17 protein-coding genes are annotated in these 14,157 nt (G+C 33.6%); 4 read left to right on the top strand and 13 right to left on the bottom strand.

Translation table 11 applies throughout. The features are described 5' to 3' along the window. Positions 1-70: 70 nt before the first annotated feature. Positions 71-988, bottom strand: a complete 918-nt coding sequence (locus AABL52_RS13700; protein WP_341519676.1) for a DMT family transporter — start codon at positions 986-988, stop codon at positions 71-73. 146 nt (positions 989-1,134) lie between these two features. On the opposite strand from AABL52_RS13700, the gene AABL52_RS13695 reads away from it, so the two are divergent. Next, on the top strand, positions 1,135-2,568 hold the full coding sequence (locus AABL52_RS13695) for a PLP-dependent aminotransferase family protein (protein ID WP_098259298.1): 1,434 nt from the start codon (positions 1,135-1,137) through the stop codon (positions 2,566-2,568). A gap of 92 nt (positions 2,569-2,660) precedes the next feature. Here the strand turns inward: AABL52_RS13695 and AABL52_RS13690 are convergent, their stop codons facing one another. After that, the gene (locus tag AABL52_RS13690) at positions 2,661-3,587 is read right to left on the bottom strand and encodes an NADP-dependent oxidoreductase (protein WP_341519675.1); all 927 of its coding nucleotides are present in this window, start codon (positions 3,585-3,587) and stop codon (positions 2,661-2,663) included. A gap of 195 nt (positions 3,588-3,782) precedes the next feature. On the opposite strand from AABL52_RS13690, the gene AABL52_RS13685 reads away from it, so the two are divergent. Then, positions 3,783-4,637 (top strand): alpha/beta fold hydrolase, encoded by an 855-nt coding sequence (locus AABL52_RS13685; protein WP_341519674.1) that lies wholly within the window; start codon positions 3,783-3,785, stop codon positions 4,635-4,637. Positions 4,638-4,755: 118 nt separating this feature from the next. On the opposite strand, the gene AABL52_RS13680 is transcribed toward AABL52_RS13685, so the two are convergent. Together AABL52_RS13680 and AABL52_RS13675 are read right to left on the bottom strand one after the other, a co-directional pair. Then, on the bottom strand, positions 4,756-5,091 hold the full coding sequence (locus AABL52_RS13680; protein WP_097844822.1) for a hypothetical protein: 336 nt from the start codon (positions 5,089-5,091) through the stop codon (positions 4,756-4,758). An 11-nt stretch (positions 5,092-5,102) separates the two neighbouring features. Beyond that, positions 5,103-6,272, bottom strand: a complete 1,170-nt coding sequence (locus tag AABL52_RS13675) for a ParM/StbA family protein (RefSeq protein ID WP_144611562.1) — start codon at positions 6,270-6,272, stop codon at positions 5,103-5,105. Between the two features lie 209 nt (positions 6,273-6,481). Here AABL52_RS13675 and AABL52_RS13670 point away from each other — a divergent pair, with 209 nt between their 5' ends. Beyond that, complete coding sequence (locus AABL52_RS13670; protein WP_341519673.1) at positions 6,482-6,883, top strand: hypothetical protein; 402 nt, start codon at positions 6,482-6,484, stop codon at positions 6,881-6,883. 44 nt (positions 6,884-6,927) lie between these two features. Here AABL52_RS13670 and AABL52_RS13665 read toward each other — a convergent pair whose 3' ends face one another. The 7 genes from AABL52_RS13665 to sleB all read right to left on the bottom strand — a co-directional run bounded on the left by AABL52_RS13665 (position 6,928) and on the right by sleB (position 12,017). Further along, positions 6,928-7,464: a DUF1697 domain-containing protein gene (locus AABL52_RS13665; RefSeq protein WP_341519672.1), complete on the bottom strand. Its 537-nt coding sequence runs from the start codon at positions 7,462-7,464 to the stop codon at positions 6,928-6,930. A 153-nt stretch (positions 7,465-7,617) separates the two neighbouring features. Then, a complete protein-coding gene (locus AABL52_RS13660; protein WP_341519671.1) occupies positions 7,618-8,076 on the bottom strand; it encodes a GNAT family N-acetyltransferase in 459 nt (152 codons plus the stop codon). Positions 8,077-8,270: 194 nt separating this feature from the next. Then, positions 8,271-8,768 (bottom strand): GNAT family N-acetyltransferase, encoded by a 498-nt coding sequence (locus tag AABL52_RS13655; RefSeq protein ID WP_341519670.1) that lies wholly within the window; start codon positions 8,766-8,768, stop codon positions 8,271-8,273. Positions 8,769-8,794: 26 nt separating this feature from the next. After that, on the bottom strand, positions 8,795-9,151 hold the full coding sequence (locus tag AABL52_RS13650; protein ID WP_341519669.1) for a hypothetical protein: 357 nt from the start codon (positions 9,149-9,151) through the stop codon (positions 8,795-8,797). A 107-nt stretch (positions 9,152-9,258) separates the two neighbouring features. Then, the gene (locus AABL52_RS13645; protein ID WP_341519668.1) at positions 9,259-9,855 is read right to left on the bottom strand and encodes a YhcN/YlaJ family sporulation lipoprotein; all 597 of its coding nucleotides are present in this window, start codon (positions 9,853-9,855) and stop codon (positions 9,259-9,261) included. Positions 9,856-9,881: 26 nt separating this feature from the next. Next, on the bottom strand, positions 9,882-11,222 hold the full coding sequence (gene ypeB / locus AABL52_RS13640) for a germination protein YpeB (protein ID WP_341519667.1): 1,341 nt from the start codon (positions 11,220-11,222) through the stop codon (positions 9,882-9,884). Positions 11,223-11,237: 15 nt separating this feature from the next. Beyond that, the gene (gene sleB, locus AABL52_RS13635; protein WP_001249053.1) at positions 11,238-12,017 is read right to left on the bottom strand and encodes a spore cortex-lytic enzyme; all 780 of its coding nucleotides are present in this window, start codon (positions 12,015-12,017) and stop codon (positions 11,238-11,240) included. A 144-nt stretch (positions 12,018-12,161) separates the two neighbouring features. Here sleB and AABL52_RS13630 point away from each other — a divergent pair, with 144 nt between their 5' ends. Beyond that, the gene (locus AABL52_RS13630; protein WP_000732615.1) at positions 12,162-12,494 is read left to right on the top strand and encodes a DUF3889 domain-containing protein; all 333 of its coding nucleotides are present in this window, start codon (positions 12,162-12,164) and stop codon (positions 12,492-12,494) included. A gap of 50 nt (positions 12,495-12,544) precedes the next feature. Here the strand turns inward: AABL52_RS13630 and AABL52_RS13625 are convergent, their stop codons facing one another. Together AABL52_RS13625 and AABL52_RS13620 are read right to left on the bottom strand one after the other, a co-directional pair. Then, the gene (locus AABL52_RS13625) at positions 12,545-13,168 is read right to left on the bottom strand and encodes a Pr6Pr family membrane protein (RefSeq protein WP_341519666.1); all 624 of its coding nucleotides are present in this window, start codon (positions 13,166-13,168) and stop codon (positions 12,545-12,547) included. Positions 13,169-13,184: 16 nt separating this feature from the next. Beyond that, entirely contained in the window at positions 13,185-14,105 is a 921-nt protein-coding gene (locus tag AABL52_RS13620) for a serine hydrolase domain-containing protein (protein ID WP_341519665.1), read from the bottom strand. Positions 14,106-14,157: the final 52 nt, after the last annotated feature.

The raw sequence follows: 14,157 nt of genomic DNA, 5'->3' as shown, positions 1-14,157 counted from the left end.
ATAAAGTCAATCCGTATTATTAATAAAATTAAAGCAGCCCTACTTTATACAGGGCTGCTTCTTTATACAACTACATTTCCTTCTCAAATAATCTACCTTGTTTGAAATAAGACCGGAGTGTGGATCGGTTAGCTAAAAATACTCCAACCAAAATGAAACAAGCACCTATGCCCATTGTAGGATTTAAAGGTTCTCCTAATATGATATATCCTACAATAATAGCAATTAAAGGTGATACGTATAACCATGTTGATGGGAATACAGGATTTGTTTTTGATAAGAGCCAATAATATAATCCGTGCCCACCAATTGATCCGATAAAGATAAGATATAAAATAGGCCACTGTACACTCCATGAAGCTAATACAGTTACATTCGGTTGTTCTACTATGACAGACACGATTAGTAGTAAAACACCTCCATAAAACATTTGAATGCCATTAATGAGAAATGGTGATACACTTTGTAAATCCGAAAGTATTTCTTTTGAGCGAATAGAGCCTATTCCGTAAAATAACTCTCCTATTATTAAAACAATACAAGCGATACTCCATATGAAACTTAATTCTTGATGCATTCCTGGTAAAGAAACAAAAACAACACCTATTAGTGCAATAATTAAAGCTAGTAGTTGCTCCTTTTGTAATTTCGTCTTATTTCTCCTTGCCTGTAATAACAATATCATCATCGGTCCCGTTGCAGAAAGCACAGCAGCTAACCCTGAAGAAATATATTGTTCCGCCCAGTACAATGTAGCGAATGTCATAAACGTTAAGCAAAAACCAGCATACATAATACGCTTCGAAAATACATGTGGCATAATTTCTTTTCGCTTTAACTTAAATATAATCATCAAAATTACGCCTGCTAAAAAGAAACGAATGCCCGCCGAAAATAATGGAGGCGCTCCTGCCTCAATCCCAATTTTTATCGTTAAAAATGTTGTTCCAAAAATAATACATACTAAAATATAATTGAAAATGACCATTTTTCTTCCTCCTTTTTACTCTTATCATGAGTATAGAAGGTGTAGTGTATAACAGTGTAACTATGTATATAACAGTTACCTAAAATCGTAGTTGATTCTCTTTAAATTTTTCGCTTTAATTAAATAAAAACGAAAAAGGTGAAACCATGAAGATTGTCCTTCGTAAAGAATCCAACATACCGTATTATCAGCAAATATATATGCAAATTGCTGAAAGAGTACAAAGTGGCATGCTCTCGCATGGTGACGCACTTCCATCTTTACGCTCTATGGCCGAAGATTTACAGATTAGCCTACTAACTGTTCGTAAAGCATATAAGCAATTAGAAAAGAAAGAATATATTCGCATCCAGAAAGGAAAAGGTGCTTATATACATAAACATGGAAAGAAAGATTTCAAACCAATTCCGTATAACTGGCAACAAACGAAAACGATAAATGTTATGCGATCTCAATATGCAATGAATCAGCACCGGAAATATTACGATTTTTCACAAGCGATTTTGTATCCTCGTTTATTGCCAAATCCATTCTTAGCTGATGAAATGCATAAAATACTGAATAAAGACCAGATGATCCTTGCAACATATGGGCCAGTTCAAGGCGATTATGAACTACGAGTTGAAATAGCAAATTACTTACATGAACACCAGCAATTAGTGACAGACCCATCTCAATTATTAATCACAAGCGGAGCACAACAAGGGATAGATTTAATTGCTCAAACATTATTAAAACCTGGTGATATTGTATTAGTGGAAAGTCCGTGTTACAGTGCAGCACTTGATATTTTTATCAATAAAGGCGCTCAAATCATTCCAGTTACACTTGATAATCATGGAATTCGATCCGATTTAGTCGATGATATTTGTCAAAGTAAAAATCCCGTATTATTGTATACGAATCCGACTTTTCAGAACCCAACAGGTACAGTAATGAGTAAAGAACGGAGAATGGAACTTATAGAACTAGCAGAGCTATATCAGTTTTTTGTAATTGAAGATGATTCTTTCGGAGAAATATATTTTGAGGGTGCGACTGTTCCCCCTCCTATCAAAAAATTTGATACGAATGGCCACGTAATTTATATAAAAGGATTTAGTAAAACGTTAGCACCTGGACTGCGTATCGCCTCGCTTATTGCTGATGGACCTATTTTCGAATGGTTATTTGCTGTAAAAGGTTCAATGGATATCGGTAGTCCTTTATTAACACAAAAAGCACTTCTACCGTTTTTACGTGCAGAACGTATGAAAAACCATTTAGAAAAATTACGTACCGCTTTACAAATTAGACGTGATATAACGATTGATATGTTATCACCACTTAAAGAAATAAGATTTCAAATACCAAATGGTGGATTTAATTTATGGATTACACTTCCTGATTCGATAGATCCCTTTAGCTTATTACAAAAAGCAAATGAAGTAGATGTTTCTTTTTTACCAGGAACAGCTTGTCTATTAAATAATGATACAAATAAAAACCAATTAAGGCTTAGCTATTCTATGTTAAATGAAAAAGATATGTTGATTGGTTTAGAGAAATTACATGATACAGTACGAAACTATAAGCTATAGAAGCATATGCACAATATCTTTAAGCTAAAAGTAAATACCCCAAAATATTTTTGCTTTGGCGTATTTACTTTTTGAAGGATAATTAATCATTTTTATTCCACTTTCATTACAATCTTACCTCTAACATGTTGACCTTCACTCAAAATATGAGCTTCTCTAACGCCTGCTTCATTAAACGGGACAACTTTACTTATGATTGGTTTTATTTTTCCATGTACAATTAAATCTGATAATTCTTCTAGTTGCTTTCCATTTGGTTTTAGCCATAAAAAACCTGATTTTATCCCTTTTACTTTTTGAATTGGCTCATGAACAATCGAAACGAAAACACCACCAGGTTTTATAATTTGAAAACTTTTTTCCTGTACTTCTCCACCTATTGTATCTAACACAATATCAAAATCTGATAGTAGTTCTTCAAATTTATCTTTTTTATAATCAATAACAAGATCCGCTCCTAAAGACCTTAAAAACTCTTCATTCTTACTACTTGCAGTTGTCGCAACAAAAGCTCCAACTGATTTTGCGATTTGGATTGCTAAACTTCCAACTCCACCAGCTCCCGCATGAATGAGTACTCGGTCATGTTCTTTTATTTTTGCGTAATCTACAAGACTTTGCCACGCTGTAAGTCCTGCAAGAGGAATCGAAGCCGCCTCTTCGAAACTTAGATTTGTAGGCATATAGGATACTAAATCCGATTTTACTGTAATGAATTCAGCATAAGAGCCCTGTCCTATATTTTCAGGTTTCGTATACACCTTATCACCTGTTTTGAAACACTCTACCTCTTCCCCAACTTCTTCAATAATTCCAGCAACATCTAACCCTAAAATGATTGGAAATGAAAATCGTAACTGTTGTTGTAAGTCTCCTTTTCTTATTTTCCAATCAACAGGATTAATAGATGTTGCGAGAATGCGTATTAATACCTCGTTATCTTTAACAACCGGTTTTAAAACTTGTCTTTCTGTTAATTCATTAACACTACCATATTGATCTATAACAATTGCTTTCATTTCCATTCCTCCTTGCTGTTTATTTTAATAACTTACAAATATTTCTCAAAATTTTTTGCCTTGAATTATCATAAACTTATTTTTGGAGGTAAATACGTAAGAAACATTATGAATTCCAAAATGAATCTTACACACACCTTAGAATCATTCAAAACTGTATTTTTAATTACATTCAAAAGAAATGGGGATAATTTTATGACTGAAAAGATATTTAAAATAAACGGGATTGATATATGTACAGAAAGCTTTGGGAACCCTAAAGACCCATCTATTTTATTAATTATGGGTGCTACGTGTTCAATGGTTTATTGGGATGAAGAGTTTTGTGAACAGTTGGCTAACACAGGGAAATTTGTTATTCGTTTTGATAACCGTGATGTAGGACGCTCTGTTTCATATGAACCCGGTACTTCCAATTATACAGTTACAATTATGGCCGAAGATGCAATTGGGGTACTTGATGCTTATCATATTGATCAAGCACATCTATTTGGTATGTCTTTAGGTGGTATGATAGCTCAAATTGCTGCTGTAAAATATCCCGAAAGAATATTGTCGTTAACATTACTAGCTACAAGTGTAATAGGCTCTGACGATAACACGCGCGATTTACCCCCGATGGATGAAAGGATTTTAACACATCACGCAAACGGCACGCATTTAGATTGGACAAATGAAAATGTTGTAGCAGAATATTTAGTTTCCGGATCTCGCCTTTTATGTGGATCTAAACGAACATTTGATGAAAAAAGAGTCTATACTCAAGTAAAACAAGAAATAGAACGCGCAAACAATCTACTAAGTATGTTTAATCACGCTTTACTTCAAGGTGATGATGCTTATGAAGGTGTGCTTCACTCCATACAAGCACCTACATTAGTTATTCACGGAACAGACGATACTGCACTCCCTTTTGAACATGGTCTCGCACTTATTGATGAAATTCCTAACTCAGTCCTACTAACCCTTGAAGGCGCAGGACATGAAAATCATCCTGATGACTGGGAAGACATCATTCATGCAGTTATTGAACATACATCTAAAATATAGATAAATAACGAATAGAAGGGGCACACCATAATTTGTGCCCCTTCTATTCGTTACATGTAAAAAAGCCCATCACTGTATCCGTATGTATAGTGATGGGCAATACTTATTTTTTCTATGTTTAAAAAAACGGACAATCTAATTGATCAACAGATTCCCATGATTTTTTTTTTATATTTTCGGTGGATTTATTAGCTTCTAGTGGTACGTTTTTAAAAGGGTTTACTTCAACTTTTAATATGGAAGATGGTTCTACGTATAATGAGAAAACATGGCTACTTGGTATAGCTTTTGACACATCAATATCTCCTACTTGTTTAAAGAGTTGCTGCGCTGCAAAGAAAAAGAAATTGGTTGGGTTTGATTGTTTATTCAGCCATGCAATCATTTCAGGTGATACTGATTTATGAATATTGATTTTTACTCGATCACCACGTTTATATCGCCTAGATCGCATACTTCCACCAACTAACTTATCGTTAAGTTTGTAAATCCTAACTCTTTTTGCTTATGCTCTCTATATTTTGGCGAACAAGTGTAGACTAATAATCCACGTGCATTTGTAAATAATGGATTATCTACAAAGATTACATTTGTTAGTCGTCCTTTTTGTTTTAAAATCATTTTTAAACTGTTTTTAATAATTACTGCGCCCCCGCCATAAATAAATACGTATGGATCGTCTTTCATGTCATCAATTTTGTTTATGATATCTGTTGCGACACGCGCTGCTAAACCTAATAATGCTGGTTGTGATTCTTCAACTAGTAACGCATTTCTTGGGTGCTTTTCATGTAAATAAATTTGGTTAAACTCTGTAATACTATCAATCGTCTTTGTTGGATACTTCCGATTCCATCTTGTAATAATTTGTAGTAACGTTTCTTTCACACCGTATGATAAGCCCTTACTTAGTTGTGGTCTAAAGTTCACACCTAGTGAAACTACTTCTTCTGTCGTCCCTGCACCAATATCAAAAGACAATAAAGTTTTATCAACAAAATCAATTTCTGAAACTTGATTTTGTTCACATTCTATTTTATGTTTCACTACATTTCCTTCTTCATCATATACAATGCCCCACGTACCAGAAGCGCCCTCAGGTAGGCATTTACAATATTCGATTGAAATATTAATTGTCACATCACGTCCGTTTGGATAATGGAACACAACCTTATGATTGCCCATATAACGTTTCGCATTTTCCGCAGCTATTTCTTGAGTAATAAGCTGCATAGGAAGAGCAACAGATAAATCGTAACGAATATTAATATGACTAGACGTTGGACTTTGACGCATAGCACTTACTGCTAAACCAGATAGAATTGTAATAACCATTAACTCATCAGTTGACTTATTCGATTTCTTCTCAACCTCAGTCCCTTTTAATTGATCTTGAATGACTTTTTCTCCAACAATATACCGCACGTTATTTAACATTAGCGATGGAGAACTAATGGTCACGTCAATGTGATTTTCTAATTCAGATAATGAAACATCTCCTTCATCTAACAATCCTGTAGGCTCTCCTATATATAAAGAATATATACTCGGAATAAATATAGGCTCTTGCCCTTTCACCATTAACTTCAAACCGTTATTTCCTGCATCAGCACCAGCTTTTAATAGAATAGACATAACTACCCCCTAAATTAATCTGACATCCCTTCCAAATATATGCGAGCCCATTCTTTTACATTCAAATGTAATGTAATTTTTTATAAAAGATAAAAATAAAATATCAAATTATTTCCTTATTGTGTAAAAAGTATTTGACATAAAACTTTTCCAATTTTATACTATGTATGTAAAGAGTTTTTTACATTATAGGAGGTGTCATTTCTAAATTGAATCATAAAAAAATCATTTTCATAATTATCGTTACATCATTACTCGGAATCCTCTTACATGGCGCATATAAATATATAACGGAAGGTTCAATTTTAGGAGGAACAATATTCGCTTTTTCGTTAATACTTGGTAATTTAATTAATCAACTTACTTGGGGAGATCCAAACGGAGTGTCGGAAGAAAGCCAAGATGAAATGGGACAACAAATTAAATATAAAAGCTTTAAAGTTGCTTACTTTGTACTTATATGCCTAATGTTTTTTATTTTAATAGCATCAGAAGGATTTGCATTCTTATTACTCGATGAAATAAAGAATCTTCCTCTTTTTATCGCCCTTTGTTCTTCTTTCTTTATTTATCCTATTGTCGAACTTATAGTCGCAAAACAATATAAATAAAAAGGTGAGATTTTCTATATACAGAAAATCTCACCTTTTTAAATTTACATACTCTCAACTATCGCTTTTAATTTATTCACAGTCCGCCAATTCCTTATTGTGACTGGTGTCTGTAACTTTTGAAACTGGTTCATTAATTTAGAATTTCGAATGCTGTTTTTGAATAACAAATACACAACTTTTTCATGTATATAACAAACTTCAGTTTCATTTTTTTGCATAAGCAGCTGATCTTTTTCTTTTTCAGAAAGTTCATTTGCTAAGAAGGCAACATATATACTTTCTCCTTCTAGCAATGAATCGAATTCATAAGGACAGCTTTTTATCATATTTATAAATTCATCACATGTTCTTAACATGACCGGAACATCAAAACCAAAAACGTTTTTAATTCCAGATTGTATTCGTTCCTTTAGGAAATTTATATCTTCCTCAGATTTGAACACGATATTACCGCTTTGAATATATGTTTTCACTTGTTTTAACCCTATGGATTCAAACATTTGTTTTAAAGTAGCCATTTTGATTACCTTATGCCCACCTACATTGATTCCTCTTAGTAATGCAATATAAATTGTCATATCGTTTCTCCTCGTTTAAATGTGTTTCAAAGTTGATGTAAAGATATTTAATATGCTATAAGAACCTTACTACATTTTATTATAGTAAGGTTCTTATAGCGGTTTAATTTTATTCAACGAAAGCATCTGTTTGTTGAGTAAAAAGTGCTTTCGTTATAAAGCAGTTGACTTTTTAAACAAAGGTATGTACCCTCCACTAGGTCCATAAGCAACTCCAATCTTTTCCCAGCCATATTTTTCATAATAGCCTTTAAGATCTGAAGTAAGATAAAGAAATTGGTACCCTCTCTTTGCAGCTTCTAGCAGTCCATGATTCAACAATTTTGCTCCTACAGAATTGCCCCTAAATTTTTCATTTACAAACAAACATGCTAGCCAAGGGCTCAAATCCTGACGACTATTTAAATCATTGCGAATTAATGCATACGTTCCTATAATCTCATCATCTACTTTTGCAATGTAAAAACTCGGTATGCCATTTGGATTATTTAAAGCATTAATCATACAATCTTCATAGAATGCACGCCCACTTTCCTCACCCCATTCTTTCCAAAAAACATCTATGGCCTTATTAAATAAGTCATCCTTCTTTAGTAATTGAATGATTTCCATAAAGCTACGCCTCCCAAAAGTATTAATTAATGATTGTGGAACTATAAAAATAAATATATTTCAAGTAACTTTATTTTTTGTGGAACTATCTATAATTTCTTTACTCTTAAATTTAGCCTATTAATATGTATTCTCTTATTGTTTACATAAAAAAACTTACTATTTTGTTATGCAAGAGTAAGTTTTTCTTCTCGTTATTTTATGATAGGTAAATGCATTATGATTTGTTGACCAATTGGTCCCATTCTTCTAAAGCCTTTATCTTGGAAGCCGACTTTTTCATATAAATTTTGTGCAGGAATATTTTTTTCATTTACAGCAAGTACAACCTCATTTTTCATCGGGAAATAACGTTTTACAAACTCCTGTAATAGTGCCAATGACTTTTTAGCATATCCTTTCCTTTGTCTATTGTGATTTACAGAAAATGATGTTAAAAGTATAGCCTCCTGATTGTCTGTGAACTCCTGTACTCTATCTCCTGTTTGCAATGCGAAAAGACCAACAGGTACCCCATTGTAATCTAAAATAACAATTACATTTTTTGTTCGATCACTTTTTACTTTCTCCAATAATTCACCTGGATCTGATGTGAATTGAACTTGTTCACTTGGTAAAGTAAATGTTTGTATGATTTCCTTATATTTCTCCTTATACGGAACTAATTGAATTTCCCCTGTATGTATGCTCATGCGAAACTCTCCCATTTTTCAACTTATTAACTTAAACCTTGCTGCACTTTTGAATGCACTTTTCCATCTAAAAAGGTAATTTCAACTAATGAAGTTGAATCGCTTCCCTTCCAAGAAAAAATTTGTTTAATTTGTGTAGAATCTTCTACACCTTCTTCTAAAAGTAAATTACCATCAAAACCAATTAAATCTTTCACTTCTGTATAAGTCATACCTTCATTTATGTTCGAGAAATGATTTATATTGATAAAATCTTTCTGCTGCCTTTCCATCACAGTAGAAGAAGTCTCTGTTTGTTTCTTCACTTCTTTCTTCTGTTCACACGCTGTCATACTGAAACCTAAGCATAAACTACATACTATTAATGCGCTTTTTTTCATCATAACAGTTGTCCCTCCCATCATAATTAAACCATATATTCCCTTGAAAATAAACTGAATATTAAATATTATATTGAAAAATCCCCGTACAAGTAAGTACGGGGTTAATTTTATTTATTCAAATGATTATTTGATTGGTCATTTTGTTCTTTTCTTAGTTCTTGTTCTTCATCTTTTGGTAATTGTTTATCATTATCTTTAATTGGATTCGTTTCTCGATTTTCAATCATGTCATTTGGAACTTGCGGCATTACGCGGCCAACGATTGCAGCTAGCTCATCAAGTATACCTTCACCTGTTTTTCCTTTTTTAATTTGCTTTCCAATTTGTTTCAGTCGTTCATACGTATCAACATCTGCTACAACGACTGCATTAGCACCGTCAGGATCGTTTTTCAAACTTTCTGCAACAGAGTATTTAATAGACTCAACGCGAGTTCGATCAAGTTTTGCTTTTACATCAATACCTACAATAGCATATTTGCCGACTACTACGGCAGTTGCATCATTGACACCTGGCACACTAGCGGCTAAAGAAGCTAAATGGTCCGCTGCTTTTTCATTTGGCTTATTTGGTTTGTTTGTATAGTTAACATTTTTCATCGAAACATTTTTTTGCTCTGTTTTTTCGTTTGGATTGTCCTTTTTTCCAATACTGCATCCTGTTATTAAAAAGCAAAGCATCAACATATATATTAGGATCTTCATTATTCTCACCACTTTACTATTAAAGTTTAATCGTAAATTTTTTCAACAGCTTGCATTTTCTTCACTTTTTCCTCTGCGCCGCTATTTGCGTTAATGAAAATTTGGTACGTATCTTTCCCTAAAGTACCTACAAACTCATAGCAAAGTACTTCATTATGCAAATCATTTACCACGACAGCTTTTCGTTCTTCCATAACTTTAACATCTGGATTGATTTTCTTTCTTGCTTCTGCTGCAGTTAGCTTTGCTGATGGCACTGTTCGTTTTTGATGTGATGCTAAATATTCTTTTGCGGAAAATCCAACGATAGAACCGTCATCTAAAGCAATTTTCATTTGAATTGCTTCTGGATAAATTCGTATGCCATTCTCACTTACTACATACGTAAATACACCAACATTATCATATTGTGAGCTATCAAAAAGCTCCATATTATTAAACTTATGGTCCTTTAAGAATGTCAAACCTTTACTTCCTGCATCGTTTAAACTAATTTTCTGTTCTTTAATATCTCGATTATTCATAACCCAAATTGGATATCCGCCTTTTCCGGTAATATCCATATAAAACTCATTATTCGTTGCTGGATCTTTTATTTTCACACTATAAAAAGATTCTTTCGCACCTTTTCCACTTTTCTCAACATCTACTTTTTCATTTCCTTTTAAGTTCAAAAACGATTTTGCAATTTTCGCTGCCTCATCTTTAGAAATTGCTTTCCCTTCTGCTTCAAATCCGCCTTTTTTATTTTTTTGTGCACTAGTAAAGGTAGGTCCGAAGTTTGTAGATGAATATGATGTTACGTTTTTCTCTACTGTTTTTAATCCGTCAATAATTGTATTGTCTGCAGGATCACGATTTGATGCGAGTGCCATCTCAACATCCATCCAGCGTAAATTATTTTTCAAAACTAGATGTTGTACTTTTCGTAACTCATCTTGTATATTTCCAGCATTTGAATATAAAGTTTCCAATGTTTTGTACTCTTGCTCATTTAACGGCTCTTTTTCTAAATCACGAATAGCTGCACGGTAACTAAAATCACCGATATTTGCTAAAAATTCTTCTGTTTTATTAAATGGCATTAACGTTAATGGTAATTGCCCTACATCCGAACGTGCTTCAGATGTTAATCTCCATACATCTGCTAATGCAGGTGATAAAGATGCACGTGAATTCATCGCAAGCGTTGTTCCAATTTTGTCGTGCAATAAATCAACCTCATATGCTAAATCATGAAACGCTCGTTGATAGCTATTTTCTGCTCGAATTAATACCGCATTCTTCTCTTGGTGCTCTTTATAGCCCCAGTAACCAGTTCCGACTACACCGACTGTTAATAATACGATTATAATACCTCGTAACATAGTTCCACCTCCGCTCTATTTACAGAAAATATGTTTCCCAATCTTTTTAATTTGTGGACGAGTCCAGATCCATTTACTTGTTGCAGTATCAGGATTGAAGTAGTACAATGCATTTCCTGTTGGATCCCATCCATTAATTGCATCTAATACAGCTTTTTTCGCTGTTTCATTTGGCGTTAAATATATTTGTCCGTCTGCTACCGCTGTAAATGCTCTTGGCTCAAAGATTACACCCGAAACGGTATTTGGGAAAGATGCACTTGTAACACGATTTAAAATAACCGCTGCTACTGCAACTTGTCCTAAGTATGGTTCACCTCGAGATTCTCCATACACTGCGTTTGCCATGAGCTGAATGTCATTTTGAGAATAGCCATTTGGAACATTTGTCCCTTTATTTTGAGGTGGTTTATTTTCTTGTGCAGTACCACCACTATTGCCTTTATTCGTTGTCGTTCCTTTATTAGCAGTCGACTTGTCATACTTCGTTGCCTTCACAAGCATTTGCTTCGTTTTAGCTCCAGCTAAACCGTCAACAGGTAATCCGAATTTCTCTTGAAAATTTCGAAGTGCCCAGTATGTACCCCATCCGAAAACACCATCCACTTTTCCCGTATAAAATCCGTTATATTTCAAACGAGATTGCAGTTCAATGACATCTTCGCCAGATGCTCCTCTTTGAATGACTTGATTAGAAAAAGCTTCTACATTTTTTAGTTGTATACTACTTACCATCAAAGATAGCCCGATGAACGCAAGTAAAACTGCTATTTTAAAAATAGCTTTTTGGCGCATAATTTTCCCTCCTTAATTATGTAAATGATTTCTTGGTTATGTTTTGTAAAAGCCTCGCTTTTATGTAAAGAAGACAAAAAAATCCAAACTCATATCGTTAAAAAAATATGTAAACAATATAAAAAAAGATAAAAGGAGTTCATCATGAAAAAATTGTTTAAGCGTATCGCAATCGCCATCCTGTTCATAACAACATGTTCAAACATATATACTGAGCCATCAATTGTTCATGCGCAGCCTCCGTATGCCAAATGGGGGAAACTTGCTGTAGAAAAGACGAAAGAACAATATCCAAAAGCAGAGATTATTGATTATCTTCATATAGGTAGAAAACCAAAAACCGTTCAGATTACAGTCGAAAAATTTAAATTGTGGCTACGTGAGGATGGGAAAGAATATGGTGTTTTTGTTGATGTAGAGTTTGAAACGAAGACGGATAAGTTTATAAAAATGTCGTTTCAGAAGACGAGTAGATAAAATAAAAGAACCCGACTGTTTAAATTATAAACAGTCGGGTTCTTTCATTTCTAAAATTCTTTCCTAAAGTTTCGATTCCCTAAAAACCTTACCAATATACAAATAGCGCCTATTACAACTGCTATCCCTATACTGTATAAAAAAACTTTACCATATCCCCCTATTCTCGGATCTAAAAAAGGATATGGATACCAATTCACGATGAAACCACGTATTAAGCTATATACAACATAAAAAAACGGGAATAAGAGCCAACTTACCGCTTGTTTCCAAGTGATCTTCTTACTTGGTGGATTTAAAATCCAATCTAAAAGCATGGCAATTGGCATGATATAATGCAGCACCGTATTTACCCATGGTATTGCGGTTTGAAGCGATTCTTCTAATCCTCTTAATAGTAAAAAATAAATGAGCCCTGTCGTAAGTATATATACAGTTGCCGCACCACGAAGTATACTAAACTGCTCTGATCGACCAAATGTAGCAGTTCCTATACTACTAAGAAGGAGAATAACTGTTACTAAGATATTACTTTCAATCGTGAAAAAACTAAAAAAATTAACTGGATTGAATGGTTTCACTTGTGCTCTTATTATAAATTGCGTAATAATCGCGCTACATGCTAAAAGACTTAAACATAGTCTAAATAAAGATAATGTTTTTACACCTTTCATACATTGTCTCCTCTTCTTATATAAACTTATTATTATTCTCCTGTACATGCTCCATAAATAATTTCAATGGAACGAGTCCGCGTTTTGGCATATGACTACTTATGACAGCAACAAGCTCTAACCGCGGAATGATAACGATGTATTGTCCGCCGTATCCCATAGCAAAATATATACAATACGGTATGTGAAATCTTTCGTTATTCAATACCCACCAGTGATATCCATACGCCCCAACATGTTCATACGTTTCAAATAGAGCTGTACTCGATTCTTCTAACCATTTCGAGGATACAATTTCATTCCCCTGCCAATATCCATTCTGCAAACATAATATTCCGAGCTTTAATAAATCTTTAGATTTCATTTTCATGCCGAATCCGCCGACATGTATTCCTTGGGGATCTTGTTGCCACTCAAACTCGGTGATTTCTAACGGATCAAATAAGTACCTTTTCGCAAACTGCTCTGTCGACATTCCAGTAGCTTTTTGAATAATGTAGCTAAGCAAATGCGAAGAACCTGAGTTATAATTCATTTTTGTAGCAGGTTCTTCAATAATTGGTTTTTCTAATATGTATTGGACCCAGTTTTCCGATTCTACAAAATCATTTGGGAATACTACTCCATTTCCAAATTCTTTCCAATCCTCACCTGTAGTCATCGTTAATAAATGATACAGAGTCAAATCCTGCTTTTCCTCAGATACATTTTCAATCCACGCTGTAATTGGTGTATGTATATCATTTATATAGCCTTTATCTATTGCAATACCAATTAATATAGATACGATGCTTTTTGTAATCGAATTTATTTTATACAGATTATTTTCACACTCTAACGTTTTATAATACTCAGTTGTTAACTCACCTTTTTGATAAACAAGAAATGTATTTACTTTTTTCTTTTCAAATTTATTTTCTAGTTGCTTGAAATTCAAAACTTTACCTCCAATTAAATCATTACTTGATTTATTATATCGTGTAACTTCA

This window comes from Bacillus paramobilis (genome assembly GCF_038096195.1).
Classification (GTDB): Bacteria; Bacillota; Bacilli; order Bacillales; family Bacillaceae_G; genus Bacillus_A; species Bacillus_A mobilis.
This window is presented reverse-complemented; position numbering and strand designations above follow the sequence as displayed.

Excerpts from the sequence above, each read along its gene's own strand:
- AABL52_RS13700 (WP_341519676.1), bottom strand. The coding sequence starts at position 988 with ATGGTCATTTTCAATTATATTTTAGTATGTATTATTTTTGGAACAACA.
- AABL52_RS13695 (WP_098259298.1), top strand. The coding sequence starts at position 1,135 with ATGAAGATTGTCCTTCGTAAAGAATCCAACATACCGTATTATCAGCAA.
- AABL52_RS13690 (WP_341519675.1), bottom strand. The coding sequence starts at position 3,587 with ATGAAAGCAATTGTTATAGATCAATATGGTAGTGTTAATGAATTAACA.
- AABL52_RS13685 (WP_341519674.1), top strand. The coding sequence starts at position 3,783 with ATGACTGAAAAGATATTTAAAATAAACGGGATTGATATATGTACAGAA.
- AABL52_RS13680 (WP_097844822.1), bottom strand. The coding sequence starts at position 5,091 with ATGCGATCTAGGCGATATAAACGTGGTGATCGAGTAAAAATCAATATT.
- AABL52_RS13675 (WP_144611562.1), bottom strand. The coding sequence starts at position 6,272 with ATGTCTATTCTATTAAAAGCTGGTGCTGATGCAGGAAATAACGGTTTG.
- AABL52_RS13665 (WP_341519672.1), bottom strand. The coding sequence starts at position 7,464 with ATGACAATTTATATTGCATTACTAAGAGGAATCAATGTAGGTGGGCAT.
- AABL52_RS13660 (WP_341519671.1), bottom strand. The coding sequence starts at position 8,076 with ATGGAAATCATTCAATTACTAAAGAAGGATGACTTATTTAATAAGGCC.
- AABL52_RS13655 (WP_341519670.1), bottom strand. The coding sequence starts at position 8,768 with ATGAGCATACATACAGGGGAAATTCAATTAGTTCCGTATAAGGAGAAA.
- AABL52_RS13650 (WP_341519669.1), bottom strand. The coding sequence starts at position 9,151 with ATGATGAAAAAAAGCGCATTAATAGTATGTAGTTTATGCTTAGGTTTC.
- AABL52_RS13645 (WP_341519668.1), bottom strand. The coding sequence starts at position 9,855 with ATGAAGATCCTAATATATATGTTGATGCTTTGCTTTTTAATAACAGGA.
- ypeB (WP_341519667.1), bottom strand. The coding sequence starts at position 11,222 with ATGTTACGAGGTATTATAATCGTATTATTAACAGTCGGTGTAGTCGGA.
- sleB (WP_001249053.1), bottom strand. The coding sequence starts at position 12,017 with ATGCGCCAAAAAGCTATTTTTAAAATAGCAGTTTTACTTGCGTTCATC.
- AABL52_RS13630 (WP_000732615.1), top strand. The coding sequence starts at position 12,162 with ATGAAAAAATTGTTTAAGCGTATCGCAATCGCCATCCTGTTCATAACA.
- AABL52_RS13625 (WP_341519666.1), bottom strand. The coding sequence starts at position 13,168 with ATGAAAGGTGTAAAAACATTATCTTTATTTAGACTATGTTTAAGTCTT.